General features: G+C 64.4%; 18 protein-coding genes. 11 read left to right on the top strand and 7 right to left on the bottom strand.

Features of this window, described 5'->3' with window-relative positions; all coding sequences use genetic code 11:
* Positions 1 to 207: 207 nt before the first annotated feature.
* On the bottom strand, positions 208 to 651 hold the full coding sequence (soxR, locus tag D1F64_RS04605) for a redox-sensitive transcriptional activator SoxR (protein ID WP_248304623.1): 444 nt from the start codon (positions 649 to 651) through the stop codon (positions 208 to 210).
* A 110-nt stretch (positions 652 to 761) separates the two neighbouring features.
* Between soxR and D1F64_RS04600 the strand changes: the two genes are divergently transcribed.
* The 9 genes from D1F64_RS04600 (at position 762) to D1F64_RS04560 (ending at position 8,982) form a co-directional block, all read left to right on the top strand.
* Positions 762 to 1,145 (top strand): VOC family protein, encoded by a 384-nt coding sequence (locus tag D1F64_RS04600; protein ID WP_117411457.1) that lies wholly within the window; start codon positions 762 to 764, stop codon positions 1,143 to 1,145.
* A 344-nt stretch (positions 1,146 to 1,489) separates the two neighbouring features.
* Positions 1,490 to 3,070 carry a pseudouridine synthase gene (locus D1F64_RS04595; RefSeq protein WP_346432319.1) on the top strand — a complete coding sequence of 527 codons (1,581 nt, stop codon included), beginning with the start codon at positions 1,490 to 1,492 and terminating at the stop codon, positions 3,068 to 3,070.
* Positions 3,071 to 3,094: 24 nt separating this feature from the next.
* Positions 3,095 to 3,649 (top strand): 16S rRNA (guanine(966)-N(2))-methyltransferase RsmD, encoded by a 555-nt coding sequence (gene rsmD / locus D1F64_RS04590; RefSeq protein ID WP_117411455.1) that lies wholly within the window; start codon positions 3,095 to 3,097, stop codon positions 3,647 to 3,649.
* Positions 3,646 to 4,101: a YqaA family protein gene (locus tag D1F64_RS04585; RefSeq protein ID WP_117411454.1), complete on the top strand. Its 456-nt coding sequence runs from the start codon at positions 3,646 to 3,648 to the stop codon at positions 4,099 to 4,101. Before rsmD ends, D1F64_RS04585 begins: the two co-directional genes overlap by 4 nt.
* 110 nt (positions 4,102 to 4,211) lie before the next feature.
* Positions 4,212 to 5,138 carry an ABC transporter ATP-binding protein gene (locus tag D1F64_RS04580; RefSeq protein ID WP_117411453.1) on the top strand — a complete coding sequence of 309 codons (927 nt, stop codon included), beginning with the start codon at positions 4,212 to 4,214 and terminating at the stop codon, positions 5,136 to 5,138.
* On the top strand, positions 5,135 to 5,896 hold the full coding sequence (locus D1F64_RS04575; protein ID WP_117411452.1) for an ABC transporter permease: 762 nt from the start codon (positions 5,135 to 5,137) through the stop codon (positions 5,894 to 5,896). Before D1F64_RS04580 ends, D1F64_RS04575 begins: the two co-directional genes overlap by 4 nt.
* A gap of 234 nt (positions 5,897 to 6,130) precedes the next feature.
* Positions 6,131 to 6,535, top strand: coding sequence for a response regulator (locus D1F64_RS04570; RefSeq protein ID WP_162901291.1), 405 nt, complete (start codon positions 6,131 to 6,133; stop codon positions 6,533 to 6,535).
* A 355-nt stretch (positions 6,536 to 6,890) separates the two neighbouring features.
* A complete protein-coding gene (locus D1F64_RS04565; protein WP_162901290.1) occupies positions 6,891 to 7,298 on the top strand; it encodes a response regulator in 408 nt (135 codons plus the stop codon).
* Positions 7,299 to 7,743: 445 nt separating this feature from the next.
* The gene (locus tag D1F64_RS04560; RefSeq protein WP_117411449.1) at positions 7,744 to 8,982 is read left to right on the top strand and encodes an ATP-binding protein; all 1,239 of its coding nucleotides are present in this window, start codon (positions 7,744 to 7,746) and stop codon (positions 8,980 to 8,982) included.
* A 14-nt stretch (positions 8,983 to 8,996) separates the two neighbouring features.
* On the opposite strand, the gene D1F64_RS04555 is transcribed toward D1F64_RS04560, so the two are convergent.
* The 4 genes from D1F64_RS04555 to mutL all read right to left on the bottom strand — a co-directional run bounded on the left by D1F64_RS04555 (position 8,997) and on the right by mutL (position 15,376).
* Entirely contained in the window at positions 8,997 to 9,902 is a 906-nt protein-coding gene (locus D1F64_RS04555) for a LysR family transcriptional regulator (protein WP_162901289.1), read from the bottom strand.
* Between the two features lie 149 nt (positions 9,903 to 10,051).
* On the bottom strand, positions 10,052 to 10,630 hold the full coding sequence (locus D1F64_RS04550; RefSeq protein ID WP_162901288.1) for a hypothetical protein: 579 nt from the start codon (positions 10,628 to 10,630) through the stop codon (positions 10,052 to 10,054).
* A 200-nt stretch (positions 10,631 to 10,830) separates the two neighbouring features.
* On the bottom strand, positions 10,831 to 13,011 hold the full coding sequence (locus tag D1F64_RS04545) for a L,D-transpeptidase family protein (protein ID WP_205470657.1): 2,181 nt from the start codon (positions 13,009 to 13,011) through the stop codon (positions 10,831 to 10,833).
* A 463-nt stretch (positions 13,012 to 13,474) separates the two neighbouring features.
* Entirely contained in the window at positions 13,475 to 15,376 is a 1,902-nt protein-coding gene (gene mutL, locus D1F64_RS04540) for a DNA mismatch repair endonuclease MutL (RefSeq protein WP_205470656.1), read from the bottom strand.
* Positions 15,377 to 15,604: 228 nt separating this feature from the next.
* Between mutL and D1F64_RS04535 the strand changes: the two genes are divergently transcribed.
* Positions 15,605 to 16,483 carry a TIGR01459 family HAD-type hydrolase gene (locus D1F64_RS04535; protein WP_117411445.1) on the top strand — a complete coding sequence of 293 codons (879 nt, stop codon included), beginning with the start codon at positions 15,605 to 15,607 and terminating at the stop codon, positions 16,481 to 16,483.
* Positions 16,484 to 16,606: 123 nt separating this feature from the next.
* Here D1F64_RS04535 and D1F64_RS04530 read toward each other — a convergent pair whose 3' ends face one another.
* Together D1F64_RS04530 and D1F64_RS04525 are read right to left on the bottom strand one after the other, a co-directional pair.
* Entirely contained in the window at positions 16,607 to 17,317 is a 711-nt protein-coding gene (locus D1F64_RS04530; RefSeq protein WP_117411444.1) for a protein phosphatase CheZ, read from the bottom strand.
* A gap of 168 nt (positions 17,318 to 17,485) precedes the next feature.
* Complete coding sequence (locus D1F64_RS04525) at positions 17,486 to 17,869, bottom strand: response regulator (protein ID WP_117411443.1); 384 nt, start codon at positions 17,867 to 17,869, stop codon at positions 17,486 to 17,488.
* Positions 17,870 to 18,129: 260 nt separating this feature from the next.
* Between D1F64_RS04525 and D1F64_RS04520 the strand changes: the two genes are divergently transcribed.
* Complete coding sequence (locus tag D1F64_RS04520) at positions 18,130 to 18,582, top strand: MaoC family dehydratase (RefSeq protein ID WP_117411442.1); 453 nt, start codon at positions 18,130 to 18,132, stop codon at positions 18,580 to 18,582.
* Positions 18,583 to 18,665: the final 83 nt, after the last annotated feature.

Genomic DNA, 18,665 nt, shown 5'->3' with positions numbered 1-18,665 from the left:
GTCGGAGGTAACCCCATTCTTGGAATGAGACGTCATCGACGGGCCTTGGCTGGGATGGCAATCACGGGCGCAGGCCCGCGATCTACACTATGACGTTTTGTCAAGAATTGACGGTGGACTGTCAATCTGGCGGCATCTTCCAGGCCCCGAAAAAAGCGTCCTGCCCGCCAGCAGACCCGCCATCGCAAGACGGCCGGAGCAACGGCCCTATTCCAGTTCGCCGGGCGATGGCCCGACGACAAAGCGGGGGCCTGTGCCGCTGCGTGCCGCACGATCCTCCGGATTGTAGAGGGCGCAACTTTCCAGCGACAGGCACCCGCAACCAATACAGCCGTCGAGGCGGTCCCGCAGCCGGGTGAGCGTTTCAATCTTGCGGTCCAATTGGTGCCTGAACGTCTTGCTGATGCGCGTCCAATCCGCCTTCGTCGGAGATCTGCCGTCAGGCAGGCCTTTCAGATACCCCGCGATCTCCGCAATCGTGAACCCGAGTTCCTGCGCGATCAGCACGAAGGACAAACGCCGGATGTCGGAGCGCAGGAAGCGGCGCTGGCCGCCCGCGTTGCGCGCAGGTGTCACAAGCCCCTTGGTCTCATAGAACCGGATCGCGGAAACCGACAGACCGGTGCGATCCGCCAGATCCCCAATCGCCAACAAATCAGAGCCTTTTCTTGCCGGCACTTTTTCTCTCCGAAAACCTTGACCTCAACTTAAGTTCAGGAATTACGTTAAGGGCCTCTTCAAGTCAAACAGGAGGACGGCCCATGGCCACCGCATTCTTGGAACACGTCAACATCACCGTTTCAGACCCGGTCAAAACCGCGGAGAATCTTGAGAAACTGTTCGGCTGGCATATCCGCTGGCAGGGCGAGGCCAAAGACAACGGCTGGACGGTTCATGTCGGCAACGACACGTCCTATGTTGCCGTTTACTCCGTGGGCCAGCCAAAGGCGCCAGCGGAGACCAGCTACCACACCCGCGGCGGACTGAACCATGTCGGCGTCGTCGTCGAGGATCTGCAGGCCGCGGAAAACCGGGTCAAGGAGATGGGATATGTGCCTCATAGCCATGCCGACTACGAGCCGGGGCAGCGCTTCTACTTTGACGGCGACGACGGCATCGAGTTCGAAGTGATCAGCTACTCCTAAGGCTCCCGTTCGGGCGCGCCGGTCTCACCGTCCCGCCGCGCCCGAACCGGTCCTCATACACCCTGTGCGCGCGATTTTGCATTCACGGCTGCGCATCCGCATCAATTCCGTTTCCGGATACGCGCGTTCCTGCTATCACCCGCAGTATGTCAAAAGACCGTTCAAGACCGCCGGCGTCCACAGACGCCAGGGCGGGCCAGTCGCGCGAGCGGCCGGCCTCCAAACCAACCAGAGGCGCAAGGCCTTCGGGCAATGCCGGGCCGCGTGCAAACAAAGCCGACGCGGCGCAGACAGCCGCTGCGCCATCAGCCGCGGCGGGCAAGGGCGAGCGCATCGCCAAGGTGATGGCGCGCGCCGGGCTATGCTCGCGCCGCGACGCGGAGGCCTGGATCGCCGCCGGCCGGGTCGAGCTCAACGGCCAGAAGCTGGAGACGCCCGCCGTCACGGTCACCGAGCGCGACAAGGTCGTCGTCGACGGCAATCCGCTGCCGGTCAAGGAACGCACCCGGCTGTGGCTGTTCAACAAGCCCAAGGGCCAGGTCACGACCAACAAGGATCCGGAAGGCCGCCGCACCATCTTCGACCGGCTGCCCAAGGACATGCCTCGGGTGATGACCATCGGGCGACTCGACATCAACACCGAAGGGTTGCTGCTGCTGACCAACGACGGCGGTCTGGCGCGGATGCTGGAACTGCCCGCCACCGGCTGGCTGCGCCGCTACAAGGTGCGCGCGCACGGCCGGATCGCGCAGGCCGAGCTGGACAAGCTCGCCGACGGCGTCGCGATCGACGGCGTCTTCTACGGCGCCATGGAGGCGACGATGGATCGCGAGCAGGGCACCAACATCTGGCTGACGCTGGGCCTGCGCGAAGGCAAGAACCGCGAAGTCAAACGCGTGCTGGAGCATCTGGGTCTGTCGGTCAACCGGCTGATCCGCCTGTCCTTCGGCCCGTTCCAGTTGGCCGATCTCGCCGAGGGCGAGGTCCGGGAGATCCGCGGGCGGGTGCTGCGCGACCAGCTGGGCGAAAAACTCGCCCAGGATGCCGGCGTCGATTTCGATGCGCCGATCGCCCAGCGCGCGGAAGAGAAACCAAAGGCGGAACCGGTGAAACAACCACGCGGACACAAGCCCCGATCCGGGGGAGAGCGCACCAAGTCGGGCGCCGATGGCGGCTTCGTCAGCGCCAAGGCCGGCAAGCTCGCCACCGACAAGCGCGAGGCGTCAGACGACAAGCGCAAGGCCGGACGGGCCGCCGAGCGCGCCGCCAGCAAGGCCCGCATCGTCGACCGCATCGCCGCCGCGCGTGCCGGCGCGCGCGCCAAGGGCACCGCGACGAAACGGCCCGGCGGCACAAAGCCCGCCGCGGCTCCGCGTGCCGCCCGTCCGCCGCGCGACGCCCGCGACGACAAACCCGCCAAGGCCGGATCCCGGGGCCCGGCGCTCGATCTGCGCCGCGCCAACGACGATGGCCCGCCGCGCTCGGCGGAGGGACGCAACCGGCCCGAGGGCCCGGCACGCGACAAGGTGCGGTCCGCGCCGCGCAGCCGCGCCTCCGGTCCTGCCGAGAGCCGCGCCCAGCGCAGCCCGCATCGTTCCGACGACGAGCGCGCACCGCGCGCCGGTGGCCGTGGCAGACCTGAGGGTGCGAAACGCGACGGCGCGCCGCCGAAATCCGGCTCACGCGGACGTCCCGAGGGCGCCGGACAGCGCGCCGCGTCGCGCAATCCGCGCCGATCCGAGGACGAGGGCGGCGCCGGACGTGGCAGGCCAGCCGGCCCGAAGCGTGATGGTGCGCCGTCGAAATCCGCGCCGCGCGGCCGCAACAGCGGACCGGGCGGCAAACCCGCCGCGCGCGGCCCGCGCAAGCCCGGCGGCGATCGCCCGTCCGGCGGCAAGCCGCGGTCGCGGGGTCCCAAGGCGTGAGGCGCGACGCATGAGGCCCGACTCATGAGGATTGTCGCCGGGCGCTTCAAGGGCGCGGCCCTCGCCGCGCCGAAGGGATCGGCCACCCGGCCCACGTCCGACCGGCTGCGCGAAACGATCTTCAATATCCTGGCGCACGGGCTCGACGTGAAACTTGACGGCATGCGCGTGCTCGATCTGTTCGCGGGCACCGGTGCGCTGGGGCTGGAGGCGCTCAGCCGCGGGGCCGGCTTCTGCACCTTCATCGAGGAAGCGGCCGAGCCGCGCGGCCTGATCCGCCGCAACATCGAGACGATGGGGCTGACGGGGGCCACGAAACTGTTCCGCCGCGACGCCACGAAGCTCGGAGAGGCGGGAACCGTCGCTCCGTTCGACGTGGTCTTTGCCGATCCGCCTTATCGCAAGGGCCTCGGCGAGAAGGCCCTGGCCTCGGCAGCGGCTGGCGGCTGGCTGAAGCCCGGCGCGCTGTGCGTTCTGGAGGAAGACGCCAAGGCGGAGATCACCCTCCCCGACGGCTTCGAGCTGCTGGACGAACGGGTGAGCGGCGACAGCAAGGTGCTTTTCCTGCGAGCCCCATGACCGACCTCCTGATTCTCGCCGGCCTGTTCTCGAGCGCCTTTCTCGCGGCAACGCTGGTGCCGGGATCGTCCGAAGCCCTGCTTGCAGGGCTCGTCGTCTCCGGCAAGACGAACCTGTGGCTCCTGCTCGCCGTCGCCACCGTTGGCAACGTGCTCGGATCGCTCGTCAATTGGCTCTGCGGCCGGTTCCTGGCGCGGTTCCGGGACCGCCGCTGGTTTCCCGTTTCCACACGGCGCTACGATCAGGCGTCGGCCTGGTACGCGCGTTTCGGCCTGTGGTCATTGCTGTTTGCCTGGGTGCCGATCGCCGGCGATCCCCTGACGGTCATCGCCGGCGCCTTGCGGGTCCCGCTTGTACCGTTTCTCGTTCTTGTCACGATCGGAAAACTGGCGCGCTACAGCCTTGTTCTGGCTGTCGCGCTCGCCTGGCTTGGAAACAGCGGCGCACACTAAATCATGTTTCGCATTGCGATTCCGTTCACCGATACCACATGACAGGCTGCTCGCCTTCCGGTACCAAACGACACTCCTCATCCCGCCCTTTTCAAAACGATATCCGGTCCATGACGCCCATCATTTCCATATCCGGTCTCTCCAAGACCTATTCCGGCGGTTTTCAGGCCCTGAAGAACGTCGATCTCGATATCCGCCGCGGCGAGATCCTGGCGCTGCTGGGGCCCAACGGCGCCGGCAAGACCACCCTGATCAGCATCATCTGCGGCATCGTCAATCCCTCCACGGGCACGGTGCTGGCCGATGGTCATGATATCGTGCGCGACTACCGCGCGGCGCGCTCGAAGATCGGGCTGGTGCCGCAGGAACTGACCACGGATGCCTTCGAGACGGTGCTCGCTACCGTCACGTTTTCGCGCGGGCTGTTCGGCAAGGGCCGCAACCCGGCGCATATTGAGAAGATCCTCAAAGAGCTGTCGCTGTGGGACAAGCGCGATTCCAAGCTGATGACGCTGTCGGGCGGCATGAAACGCCGGGTGATGATCGCCAAGGCGCTGTCGCACGAGCCTGACATCCTGTTTCTCGATGAGCCGACCGCCGGCGTCGATGTGGAGCTGCGCCGCGACATGTGGCAGGTGGTGCGCGAGCTCAGGACGAGCGGCGTTACCATCATCCTCACCACCCACTACATCGAGGAAGCCGAGGAAATGGCCGACCGCATCGCCGTCATCAACAACGGCGAGATCATGCTGGTGGAGGACAAGGCGGAGCTGATGCGCAAGCTGGGCCGCAAGCAACTGACCCTTGTGCTGCAGGAACCGATCACGGCCGTCCCGGAGAGCCTCAGCGACCGGGCGCTGGAGCTCAGCGAGGACGGCGAACAGCTCGTCTACACCTACGACACGCAGAGCGAGCGCACCGGCATCACCGCGCTGCTCTCCGAGCTCAGTGACGCGGGCATCCGCCTGAAGGACCTGCAGACCAAACAGAGCTCCCTGGAAGAAATCTTCGTCAATCTGTTGAGAGAGACACGATGAATTTTCATGCTGTGCGCGCAATCTACACCTACGAGATGGCTCGCACCTGGCGCACCCTGCTGCAAAGCATCGTCTCGCCGGTGATTTCCACCTCGCTGTACTTCATCGTCTTCGGCGCCGCCATCGGCTCGCGCATCGACGAGATCAACGGCGTCAGCTACGGGGCGTTCATCGTGCCGGGGCTGGTGATGTTGTCGCTGCTCACCCAGAGCATTTCCAACGCTTCCTTCGGCATCTACTTCCCGAAATTCGTCGGCACCATCTACGAACTGCTGTCCGCGCCGGTCTCCGCATTCGAGGTGGTGCTCAGCTATGTGGGCGCCGCGGCGACGAAATCGGTGATCCTGGGACTGATCATCCTCGCCACCGCCACGCTGTTCGTCGACCTGCACATCGCCCATCCGATCGTGATGCTGGTGTTTCTGGTGCTCACGGCGGTGACGTTCTCGCTGTTCGGATTCATCATCGGCATCTGGGCCGACAACTTCGAAAAGCTGCAGCTGGTGCCGCTGCTGATCGTCACCCCGCTGACGTTTCTCGGCGGCAGCTTCTATTCCATCGACATGCTGCCGCCGGTCTGGCGGACGATCACGCTGTTCAACCCGGTCGTCTACCTGATCAGCGGCTTTCGCTGGAGCTTCTTCGGCACCGCCGACGTGGACGTCGCCGTCAGCCTCGGCATGACCATGATGTTCCTGACGGTCTGCATGGGCATCGTGTGGTGGATCTTCAAAAGCGGATGGCGACTAAAGTCGTAGACAAACAGGCAATTTTGATGTATATTTGATAAATAAACATTCCTGAAAACACTCAAGCGGAATGTAGTTGTGATCCTATGACTATGTTTGTGTTTTAAGATCAAATCGAAATACGATTTGATTATCACAAGATATCGAATTTTTTCTAAGCCACACACGCAATTCGGGGACCAAGAACGAGGCGTCGGTACCATCATGTTTGCCAAGAGCCCGCCTGCACTGAGCAACAGAATCATGATCGTCGACGACGACGAGGATGACATCTATCTCATGGACAGGGCGATCTGCAGGCTCGAAGAGAGTGGCGATTTCAATATTGATCTCAAACTGGTGCTGAGCGGCTCCGAGGCCGTCGGCGAGATCGATCGCGGCCTGGTTGGCCACATTTTGCCTGACAAGATCTTCCTTGACCTCAACATGCCGGGCGTCAGTGGCTTCGATGTGCTGCGCCACTGCAAGGAGCACGAAATTCTCGACAAGGTCGCCGTCGTCGTCATCACGACCGCTTCCGATCAGGAAACGCACCAGGCAGCCCTTGATTGCGGCGCGACGTGCGTGCGTGTGAAGCCGCACAGCTTCCAGGAACTGTCCGACCTGTTCGCCGACCTGCTCGACATCAAGCAATGTCCCGCGACGTGAGCCGATCGCGAGGTGTTCTTCCCAAGCGCCCGTTCCGGGCAGCAGGCCATCTGACGCAGAGAAGCAGCGGATAGCGAAAGAGCGCGCCTTGCAAGACAAAGCCGGCAGACAGCATCAATAGTGCCACTACGGACGTCAGCGTGGTTTCACGCTGTATCCCGCACTACTTCCAATATTGACTGATCTCTCTTGTTTATTATATATGATCGTCAAGTGTAAAATACCCTGAGGGTATGCGAATCAGCGGCCAGAGTTCACGCTTCTCCAGAAATAAATGATGTATTTCGGAACGATTGTACAGTAAGAGACAATAAAGCTTGCATACTCCATGGAAAAATCAGCGCCAAACAGAATTATGATCATCGATGACGACGATGACGATATCTACCTCATGAAAAAAGCGATCTGCATACTTCAGAAATCGGCGGAGCTGAATCTCGAGCTGAAGTTCATCAACAGCGGTTCGGCCGCGGTGGGCGAAATCGACCGGGGGTTGCTGGCCGGCGACTTGCCGGGCACGATCTTTCTCGACCTGAACATGCCCGGCGTCAACGGCTTGGACGTGTTGCGCCACTGCACAGCGAACGAGATCATTGACGATGTGCGTATCATCGTGATCACAACGGCTTCCGACTCCCAAACCCATGAAGCCGCGCTCAGCGGCGGCGCCAGGAGCGTCGTGGTCAAGCCTGACAGCTTCAAGGGAATGGTCGAACTGATGGAAGGGCTGCTCGTCTGCCATTGCGGCGGCGGGTGCCATTGAGCGCACGGAGCACGTCCGCCCGCCCGGATGACATGCGCCGACGTCCTATTACGGCAGATGCCCGAAGGCGGGTGCACTATTGTCGATGACATTGTGACGGATGAAGGTCCAGGGCTGCGGCGTTTTGAAATGCCGACGCGCACGTCTCGTGCCGAACACGATCGGCGAGCGAACCTCAACGCTACGCGCGCCCTCTTCATCCCGGCATTCGCCGTGAGACGACCCGGCGCAACGCCTCCCCCAAGGACACCCTTCGAGCCGGATCCGCGCCACCGGCCCGCGGTGACCGTCGCGCGACGGCATCGTCGGCACCCTTGTTCCGCCGGCGCGCCTGGCCTTAGCTTGCGCACCGAAATCGGGAGACCGCAGGGCGCGCAACCCGGACTGTGCCCTCCGGCAACGGTTGATCGCCGGATTGAGGACCAACAGACAGGAGTTCCCCGGGATGTTCGGCAGCATTGAAACCTACTTCGAGACCACGTCATTCCTCGCCCACGGCTACTGTCTCACGTGGCGCAGCGATCTGATCGCCCTGCACGCGGTCTCCGACGCGGTGATCGCCCTGAGCTACTTTATCATACCCGTGGCGATCTTCTATTTCGTCGCGAGGCGACGCGATTTGGCGCACAAGGGGATCTTCTGGCTGTTTGCCGCCTTCATTCTCGCCTGCGCCACCACCCATCTTATCGGCCTCATCACCCTTTGGAATCCCATTTACGGCGTGGAAGGCATCGTCAAGGCGGCGACGGCATCGGTCTCCGCGCTGACCGTGGTCGCCGCATGGGTCGTGATTCCCAAGGCGCTGCTCCTGCCAAGCCCCAGCATGCTGCGCGAAGCCAATCTGAGGCTCATCGAGGAGGTGGACGACCACAGCCGGACCAATCGGGAACTGAGCGAGATCCGCGCCGAACTCGAGTTGCGGGTGGCGGCGAGAACACGGGAACTCGAAGCCAAGGCGGCGGAGCTGGAGACCGCAAACGAAGGCCTCCGTCAGTTCGCCCATATCGCCGCGCACGACCTGCAGGAGCCGCTGCGCAAGATCGCGTCCTACGTCGACCTGCTCGAACACGCGAATGCGGAAAACGACACCGCCGAAGCGGCGCGTTCGATGGAGCGGCTCGGCATCATGTCGAGACGCGCGCTGGCGCTGATCGCGGACGTTCTGCGGTTTTCGAGGCTGAACGATTACACCCCCACCCGCGAGCGCATCCAGCTTCGGGGCGCGATCAATGACGTCGCGGAGTTGTTCGATCAGCAGATAGAGACGCGCGGCGGCACGCTCGATATCGACGTCGAGGAACAGACAGTCGAAGCCGATCCCCTGCTGGTCCAGCAGATATTCCAGAACATCCTCAGCAACGCCGTGAAGTACGTCCCCGAATTCCGTGTTCCGCGGATCCAAATCTCCTCGCGGGAGTTGGACGGAAGCCTGCGCATCACGATCCAGGACAACGGCATCGGCTTCGAGCCGGCGCTGAAGCCAAAGATCTTCGAACCGTTCACGCGGCTGCACGGGCGCAATGTGGCGGATGGCTCCGGAATCGGACTGGCGATCGTCGCGCGCGCCGCCCAGAGGCTCGGTTGGCCGATCGACGTGGAAACCGAGGAGGGAACCGGCACACGCTTCACCCTCGACATTCCCTTGCGCGACCTCACCCCCCTGCACGACGCGCCCGGAGCCTGAGGCCGGCGCGGGGATCAGGCCTCACGGCGCACGGCCTGCGGCGCGACCGCCTCCCAATCCATGGCGCGCGCCTGACGCACGGCACTGGCCACGGGTGGCGAATGCCGCCGTCCGGCGACGGTGACGATCGACAGGGTGCGATAGACCTCCGGCTCGATGATCGGGCGGGCCTCGATGGTGTCAAGCATCGGCAGGAACTCGGGCATGATGGTGCAGCCCAGCTCGGCGGCCACCATCGACTGCACCCAGTCCTCGCGCTCCGACATATAGCTGACGCGGACGCTGTTGTAGGGGCGGGCGATCTCGAGGCGGGCGAAGTTGGAGGGGAACTCGCAATGCAGCCGCTTGATGTAGGCCTCCCCTTCCAGCTCGCGCAGCGGCACGGCTTTCATCGCCTGGAAGCGATGACCGGGCGCAAACGCGATCTGGTAGTACTCGCGGAACAGCGGCTCCGCGCGCAGCCGTTCGGGATAGTCCGGCAGGCTCATGATCGCCACGTCGATCTCGTTGCCCAGCAGGGCGTCGCCGAGTTCCTCGCAATGGCTCTCCCAGATGTGCAGCTCGAGGTCCGGCGCCGCCTGGCGCAGCAGCCGCAAATAGGCCACCAGATGCCGCGCCGGCATGGAGGAGACAATGCCCATCTTGAGACGCGTCTCGGCCCTCGTGTAGTGCGCCGCGGCCTCGACCGCCCGTGCCGTTGCGGCTTCCGCCGCCGAAAGATGCTGATGCATCAGCCGCCCAAGGTCCGTGAGATGAGTCAGGTGGCGCTCGCGGCGGAAAAGCTGCCCACCGAGTTCGTCCTCCAGCTTCTTGATGGCGCGCGTCAGGGTCGGGACCGCGACGCCGAGCGCCTCCGCTGCCCGCGTGAAATTCAGGGTCTCGCAGGATTTCAGGAAATATCGAACCTGATGCAGTTCCACGGCGCCTCCCCGGTTGTATCCCGGAGAGAAACTTACGCTGCGGCAGACGCATCGATCAACAAACGTGCTTGTGAAATTGACGGGTGCGGGGAAGACACCTGCGGCCCGGCGCATGTAGCGCGCCGGGCCGCAGGTGTCGGCGGAGCCGCTTAGCCGCAGCGGGCCGAGGGCTTGAGCTTCGGCGGCACCAGCTTGAAGTCGACCGTGATCGCCGTGGTCCGGTCCTGGTCGGCGCAGGTCTCGATCAGAGGCTCCAGCGTCTTGCTGACGAAAGCCTCCAGCAGGCCGTCGCAGATCGGCTCGGTGACCTCGCCGTCCTCCGCATCGATGACGAGGCAGATGGCGTTGGTCAGGGCGAAGGAGCCAAGTTTGGACATCACCTTGGTCGCGGCGGGATCGGCGGTCAGCGTGCAGTCGACCCCGTCGGGAATGCCGAGGAACTTGTTGACCTTGCACTTGCCGCCGAAGCCCGCGATGCTTTCCACGCCGCTGACGATGTGGCCGCTGCCGTTGCGCAGCGCCCGCGCCACCTGGAACTTCTCGGCCATGCTCAGCTCGGTCGCATCGCCGAGCGCCTGATAGTTGATCTTGTAGCCCGACCCGTCTTCCGCGGGAATGGCGTATTTCGTGGTATCCTGCGCAACTGATCCATGCGTCATCGCAGCGCAAAACGCCACCGAGACGAAGAACTTCCCGATCAATTTCGCCAGATTTACTGTGTAAGTCATCGAACCTCTCCGTTGTTAGAACGATGAGCCGAAAATAAAACTCATCCGGAGGGACCGACAGTCACGCGACAGGCAAGGTTTCGTTGCATGCAACGCAACGCCAGGCGCATTGCACCCGCGCACGCAACGAAAAGGCCCCCGGCATCGCGCGGATGCCGGGGGCCTTGTCATCGATCGAACACGGCCTGGGGCCGGGCGGCCTATGCGCCGCGCGCGTTCCGCGTGCTCTCGATCGCGCGGCGCAGATGCGCGTCGCGGTCGTAGATGTCGGCGAAATATCCCATCTCGCCATCGGCCTGCGGCCAGGCGGTGAAATACGCGACATAGACCGGGATGTTGCCGCCGACGTCATCGGAGTCGTTGCGCCCCTGGGCGATGCGGGAGGCGACATAGTCGGTCGTCTTCCCGAGAACGGCCGCCGCCATCCCCCGCGGATCGGCCAGACGGACGCAGCCGTGGCTGAAGGCGCGCATGTCGCGCTTGAACAGCGCCTTGGCGGGCGTGTCGTGCATGTAGATGTGGTGCTTGTTGGGGAACAGGATTTTCAGTTCGCCCAAGGCGTTGGAACTGCCGGGGCGCTGACGCACGTTGATCGACGACTGCTTGGTCGCAACCGAGTGCCAGTCGACGGCCGCCGAGGAAACCTGACGGCCGGACGGGGTCGTCACCTCGTAGCCGATACGATCAAGATACCCGGGATCCTCGCGCAGCTTCGGCATCATCTCGTTGACGATGATCGAATAGGGCACGCCCCAGTAGGGGTTGTATTCCACCGTCTCGATGGTGTCGTAGAAGAAGTTGGTCTGGTTCGACTTCTTGCCGACGACCACGCGCATGGTCAGCGGGTCGCGGCCCGACTGCAAGTAGGTCGCGGTGAAGGCCGGCTGGTTGATGAAGACGCGGCGGTCGCCGAGCTGGCGCGGCAGCCAGCGGACGCGTTCCATGGCCAGAACCAGCTTCTCGATCTTGTCGTCATTCGATACGCCGACCAGCGCCCGGATGGTGTTGCTGCCCACGACGCCGTCGGCGCTCAGGTTGTTTTCCTTCTGGAAATCCTTCACCAGGGCCACCAGCTCCGGCGTGTACTCGTCGGTGCCGACATAACCCGCAAGCGTCGCGGCATGAGCCTGCTTCAGCGTGTGGGACCCGCGCAGGTGAATGGCGGCGATCACATTGGCCAGTTCGGGATCCGCGCGGCCGGGCTTCAGCAGCGTGCCGTCGGCAATGGTCACGCGGGTGCTGTCGCCGGCGTCACGCAGACGGGCCAGTTCCCGCGCCATCGCCTTGAACTCGGCGTTGTCCGGGTTGTAGGCAACCATCGCCGCGGCGACGTCATCGGCACCGGCGAGTTCCGTGATCGCGGCATCGAGATCGACCGTCTTGCGCGGCAGATCGTGATAGCCCGACAGACGGTCGGCGTCGACACGGCCGCGCCTGGCGTCCAGCATGTAGGTCAGCGCCTTGGCGGAAAGCTCCATCTCGAAGCGCATCGACGCCTTGTGGCGCGCCTGCGCCGCGGTCAGATCGACCCCGCCATTGGCCGAGGCCACCAGCACCGCGCCAGGAAGCGCGACGGCGTAATCGCTCGGGTCGAGCCCCACGTCGCCGGCGCTGGCGAGCGCCGCCATCACGGCCTTGGCGCGGGCGTTGGGGGCATCGTCGGAAACCCAGAGAAAGGCGGGCTCCTCCGCATAATGGGCCTTCACGGCTTTGCCGACCTCGGGAAGCGCGCGCAGCGTGATGTGAGCGAGCTCGCCACGCGCGTCTGCGAAGGCGGCGACCGCCTGCGGCACGACCGGGGCGACCGGCTCGACGACAGCCTGAACGGCGGGCGCGGATACGGCGGGCTGCTCCAGCTCGGCCGGGGTGTCGGCCGCGGCATCGGATACCGCGAGCTCGCCTGCGGGAAGCGTGCCGGTGATCTCGGGAATGGTTTCGCCGGTGGATGAGGCCCCGTCGGCCTGCGGCGCTGCGGACGCATCGGAAGCGGCGTCAGGCGCGGCGTGCAGGGCGGTGTCCACCATGGACACGAAGGCCTGGTCGTCCGCGGCATCGGCCTGCGCGGCCTGCGGCGCGGCGGCCTCTGGCGTGACTGTCTCGGGCGCGGCGGCCAGGGGCTCGGACACCGCCGGCGCAGCGGCCTCGGGCGTTTGCGGCGCGACAGCCTCGGGCGCCACAGCTTCGGGCGCGACAATTTCGGGCTCAGGGGCGACCGCGAGATCCTCGAGGGACACGGTCGTCATGTTGTCCGGCTTGTAGGTGTAGTAGCGCGGGCTGGACACCCGGACGACCGGCGCGGCCTCGCGGACCCGGACCTTCTCCTCGCGGCGCTGATGCTCGCGATAGGCCGGCGTGTTGAAAACGCGATCAAAGAAGCTCACTGCACTGGCCGGGGCCGCCTGCGTGACCAAGGCACAGCTCGCAACCGCACAGATCATGACCGCTTGGCGGCCGCGCATTTTCAAAATCATCATTATTCCACCATCAAGCCGCTATTTCAGACCGGACCGCACTCCGCGCACCCGGCGTTTCCGCAATCAAACCGGTGATTCGCACCCACACTCGATGACCGGCTGCGCGAACTGTAACAGTCGATTCGCGCAAGATCCGGCCCGTGCCCGGCGAAGCGGTTCACAATCCTGTTGAGTGTCTCATTGAAGAGGCAAACAACACGTAGCAATTGTCACTACGGAGCCGCGATTTCACCATTTCGCGGCCGAATGTTGCGGATCAGCAACAAGTTAACGAAACCAGCCGCGCCATCAGTGTTCGCACCCGTGACTTTTCACAAGCGCAGCTCTGCGTAGACAGCCGCCAGCGCGAACCTTCCCGCGCGGATTGTTTCTAACGCCGGCCAAACAGCTTTTCGATGTCGGTCAGTTTCAGCTCGATCCAGGTCGGACGGCCATGATTGCACTGGCCCGACATCGGCGTGGCTTCCATCTCGCGCAACAGCGCGTCCATCTCCTCCGGACGCAGCCGGCGACCCGACCGCACCGATCCGTGACACGCCATCGTCGCGGCGACATGATCAAGCCGCTCGCGCAGCCGGGTCGCCGTGTTCCATTCCGCGATGTCGTCGGCGATATCCTTGACCAGACCGCGAATGTCGATTTCGCCCAGCAGCGCGGGCGTCTCGCGTACCGCCACCGCACCGGGGCCGAAGCCCTCCACCACCAATCCGACGTCGGCGAGTTCCTCCGCCCGGTCGAGCAGCCGGTCGACGTCCTCCTCGGGCAATTCCACCACTTCCGGGATCAGCAGGATCTGCGTGGGCACGCCGTTGGCCGCCAGCGCCTGCTTCAACCGCTCATAGACGAGGCGTTCGTGGGCGGCGTGCTGATCGACGATCACCAGGCCGTCGCGGGTTTGCGAAACGATGTAATTGGCGTGCAGCTGCGCGCGCGGCGCCCCAAGCGGCATGGCCTCGCGGGTCTCGTCCACCGGCATCGCGTTGGCGCGGCCATCGGCCGACGGCATGGCGACGCCACCGAACGCCGCCTGCTCCTCGGCGAGCCCGCCGTATGCGCCATTGGCGCTCTCAAAGTCCACCGGACGGAAGGCGCTGGCACGCCAATCAGCCGATTTCACATATCCCGGCGGCGGGTTCTGCGGATTGACGTAGGCCCCGCCGGTTGCCGCGCCGAAACCGTCGCTCGCCCAGCCACCACCATGCCCGGGACCGTTGGGCGCCTGGCCGTTGGGGCGCGCCAGATCCATAGCCTCCAGACCGCCCGTGGTCGACGACCGGTGCCCGGCCTCCACCAGCGCCCGCTTGATTGAGCCCACGAGCAGCCCGCGCACGAGTTGGCTGTCGCGGAACCTGACATCGGCCTTGGCGGGATGCACGTTGACGTCCACCTGATGCGGATCGAGGTCGATGTCGAGAACCGCCACCGGATGACGGTCGCGGGCCAGCACGTCCGCATAGGCGCCGCGCATGGCGCCGAGCAGCAGCTTGTCGCGCACCGGACGGCCATTGACGAAGAAGAACTGCTGCAACGCATTGGCGCGGTGAAACGTCGGCAGACCCGCGAAGCCGCGCAGGCGGATGCCCTCGCGCTCGGCCTCGATCGGCATGGCGTTGTCGACAAATCCCTTGCCCAGCACCTGGCCTATGCGGGCCAGCCGCGCGTCGGGCCCGGTGGCCGCGGCGAATTCGGTGGCCGAGCGGTCGGAGCCCGACAGCGAGAAGCGGATTTCGGGATGCGCCAGCGCCATGCGCTTGACGATGTCGGTGATGGCGGCGGCTTCCGCGCGATCGGATTTGAGGAACTTCAGCCGCGCCGGCGTGGCGAAGAAGAGATCGTGCACCTCGACGCGGCTGCCCCGGTTCAACCCCGCGGGCACCGGCTCGTGCTTGCGGCCGCCATCCACCGTGATCTCCCAGCCGTGCGGCTCGTCCGCATGCCGCGTGGCGATGGTCAGCCGCGCCACCGCGCCGATGGAGGGCAGCGCCTCGCCGCGAAATCCCAGCGTGCGGATGTCCATCAGGTCGCCTTCGGTCAGCTTGGAGGTGCAATGGCGCTCGATCGCCAGCCGCAGATCGGCTTCGCGCATCCCGAGACCGTCGTCGCTGACCCGCATCAGGGTCTTGCCGCCGGCCGCGGTGACGATCTCGATGCGGGTGGCGCCGGCGTCGATGGCGTTCTCGACCAGCTCCTTGACCACGGAGGCGGGCCGCTCGATGACCTCGCCCGCCGCGATGCGGTTGATGACCGTTTCCGAAAGCTGTCTGACCGTCACGCGTTTCGACCTGGTCTGGAGAGAAAGGCTGCCCTGACCGCACGGCGATGCGGCTGGGGCACATGGTCCACCATCTGGGTCCGCCATTTGGCGATGTCACCAGAGAGCGGCTTGAGCATTCAAGCGCGATCAAGTTTTCCGCCATTTGGTGATTTCACCAAAGGGCGGCTTGATCTATGGTCGCGGCTGCCCGCGAATCCTCCCCGATTATAGCAGATTGCAGAACCGATGAAGTTTGCCGACGAGAGCCTGTTCGTTCCCGGATTGTCCGCGATCGCCGATGGATACAAGGGAATCCTGTGCGACGTGTGGGGCGTGATCCACAACGGACTGGCAGTCCATCAAGGCGCCTATGAGGCGCTGTCGCGCTTCCGCAGCGAGACCGGCGGCCGCGTGGTGCTGATCACCAATGCGCCGCGACCCGCCGGACCGATCCACAAGCAGCTGGCCGAACTGGGGCTGGGACGCGACGCCTATGACGCGATCGTCACCTCGGGCGACGTGACGCGCGCGCTGCTGCTGGGCACCGGCGTGAGCAAGATCATCCATATCGGCCCCGACCGCGACCTGAGCCTTTACGAGGGCACGGGCATCGCGCTTGTCGAGGATCCTGCCGAGGCGGGCATGATCGTCTGCACCGGACTGGTCGACGACATCACCGAGACGCCGGAAGACTATCACGACCGGTTGCGCCGGCTCGCCGGTCACGGGCTGACCATGGTGTGCGCCAATCCCGATATCGTCGTCGAGCGCGGCGACGCGCTGTTCTGGTGCGCGGGCGCGCTGGCGCGCGACTACGCCACCTTCGGCGGCAAGGTCTCCATCCTGGGCAAGCCGTATGCGCCGATTTACGAGACCGCCCTGGCCGAGCTTGCGGCGCTGGTGGGCGAAACCGTACCCCGGGACAAGGTGTTGGCAATCGGCGACGGGCTGCCGACCGACATCAAGGGCGCGTTCGACCAGGACCTCGACGTGCTGTTCGTCACCGCCGGCATTCACACTGCGGATTTCGGAGAGGCGGAGGCGCCCGACCCGGTCAAGGTCAGGGCGCGGCTTGAAGCCGAGGGCCTGAACGTCCGCGCCGCCATGCCGCGCCTGGCATGGTAGCCGCCTGGGCCTTGGCTGTCGTGAGATAGGAATCCACACGAAAAACGGGACCGCACCTGGTGCGGCCCCGTCAGTCCGGTCAGGAACCGGAAATCTGTATCTGCGTGAACGGTCTGGCCGGCCTCAGCCGAACAGCTTGTCGATGTCGCCCTGATCGGATTTCGCCGTGGCGCCGTCGCCATCCGCACTGTCTTCGGACAGCATGGCATCGATATCGTCCTGGGAGACACCTTCACCGGCGGCTTGCGGACCGTGCAGGATCAACTCGCGCGCACGGCGTTCCTCCGCGGTTTCCTCAGCGGTGCCTTCGTCGGCGTCCATGATCTTCAGGCGCTCGACGAAGGCCGTCACACGCTCGTCGATATAGGCCAGCGTGCTGACCACCTTGGAAATCCGTTGTCCGGTGATGTCCTGGAAGGCGCAGGCCTCGAAGATGGTGATCATCTTGTCGCTGACAAGCGCCTGATAGGCCTCGACGTCGTCGGTGTCCGCGGCCATGATTTCTTCCGCGCTCGACATGATCGTGTGGGTGGCGGTTTCGGTCGCCTCCACAATCATGTCCAGCTCGAGACCCGCCTGCGGAATCCGGTTCTGCTTCATGTCGCCGGCGCGCAAGTCGACGATCTCGTTCTTCATGCGCGCGATTTCGTTGGCGATGTCCTCGAGCTCGTGACGCATCGACGGCGCGTGGGAATGGAGGAAATCCTTGAACGTGCCAGCCATGACTTCCGCAAGGCGCATCACGTCGTTCAGCGAAACGTCTTCGCCGCGCGCTTTGTTTTCCTTGAGAAAATCGATCACCTCGCTCAGGTGATCATTGTTCATCGCAGCCATCGTATTAGCCCTCCCCCCAAAGTCGTGGGAATCCGGCGAAACCGCCGGTTCTATTCGTGTGCAAGCGGCACAAAGCGCTCGCACCAGCTTGACGGCATGACAATGAAAGCCGCGCGCCAAATCGCCGCGAACGCCGGTTGAAGGCTCGCGCGCTCGGTGCGCGCCGTCCTACTCGCTGAAGACGGCGTCGATCTTGCCCTTGAGGGTCTGGGCATTGAACGGCTTCACGATATAGTTGTTCACGCCGGCCTTCTTGGCGGCGATCACGTTTTCGGTCTTGGATTCCGCCGTCACCATGATGAACGGCGTCTTGCAGAGTTCCGCGTCCGAGCGCACCTGCTTCAGCAGCTCGTAGCCGGTCATCGGCTCCATGTTCCAGTCGGAAATGACCAGGCCGTACTTGCGCGCTTTCATCTTCTCGAGCGCCTCGGTCCCGTCCGCCGCATCATCGATATCCTCGAAGCCGAGTTGCTTGAGAAGATTCCGGATGATCCGAATCATCGTCTTGTAGTCGTCCACCACGAGGACCGGCATCGTATGATCAAGGGCCATCGTCTACTCCATATGCACTCAGTTGCGCGGCCTTGGCTGATTTCGGCCACGTTCGCGTCTTCGATCCAGAATTATAGAGATCTGCCGGTGCCCGGCCTCCCCACGCCTGAGTGCACATTATGCGACGGGACTAAAAAGACCGTTAATAACGACGAGACCTTCGATTCTTCTTTTCCAATGCACCGAAAGCGTAATTGAGCGGGGCTCTTCGGCAATCTACGGTGCGCTGGAAATTCACTCCTTGCTTGAGGTTTCCACGTATGTCTTTGCCACCCCTGAGAACCCTGTATTATGAAGACCTGAGCGTCGGCATGAGCGAGACCTTGAGCAAAACCGTGCTGTCATCGGACGTGGTGGGCTTTGCCGAAGTTTCGGGCGACCGCAATCCGGTGCACCTTTCGGAGCACTTCGCCGCCACTACCCCGTTCCGCACCCGCATCGCCCACGGCCTGTACACGGCCAGCCTGATTTCGGCAGTGCTCGGGACCCGGCTGCCCGGCCCGGGCGCGATCTATTTGTCCCAGACGCTGAATTTCAAGGCGCCCGTGAGAATCGGCGATGTGGTCACGGTGACCGTCACGATCGCCGAACTCATCGATCGTGGCCGTCGCGCCAAGCTGGCGTGTGTGTGCAAGGTCGGAGACACGGTGGTGCTGGAAGGCGAGGCCGTTGTGAAGGTGCCCGCGCGCGGCGAGGCCGAGACCGACGACTGAGCGGCCGCCAGCCGCCTCGAAGGCCGGACCGCGGGCCGCCGCAATTCCCGCGCTTGACCTTTGCCGTGGAAATCGGCACCGTC

Source organism: Breoghania sp. L-A4 (assembly GCF_003432385.1).
In the GTDB taxonomy this organism is placed as follows: domain Bacteria; phylum Pseudomonadota; class Alphaproteobacteria; order Rhizobiales; family Stappiaceae; genus Breoghania.
The sequence above is the reverse complement of the archived record's forward strand: the minus strand, read 5'-3'. Positions and strand labels throughout refer to the sequence as shown.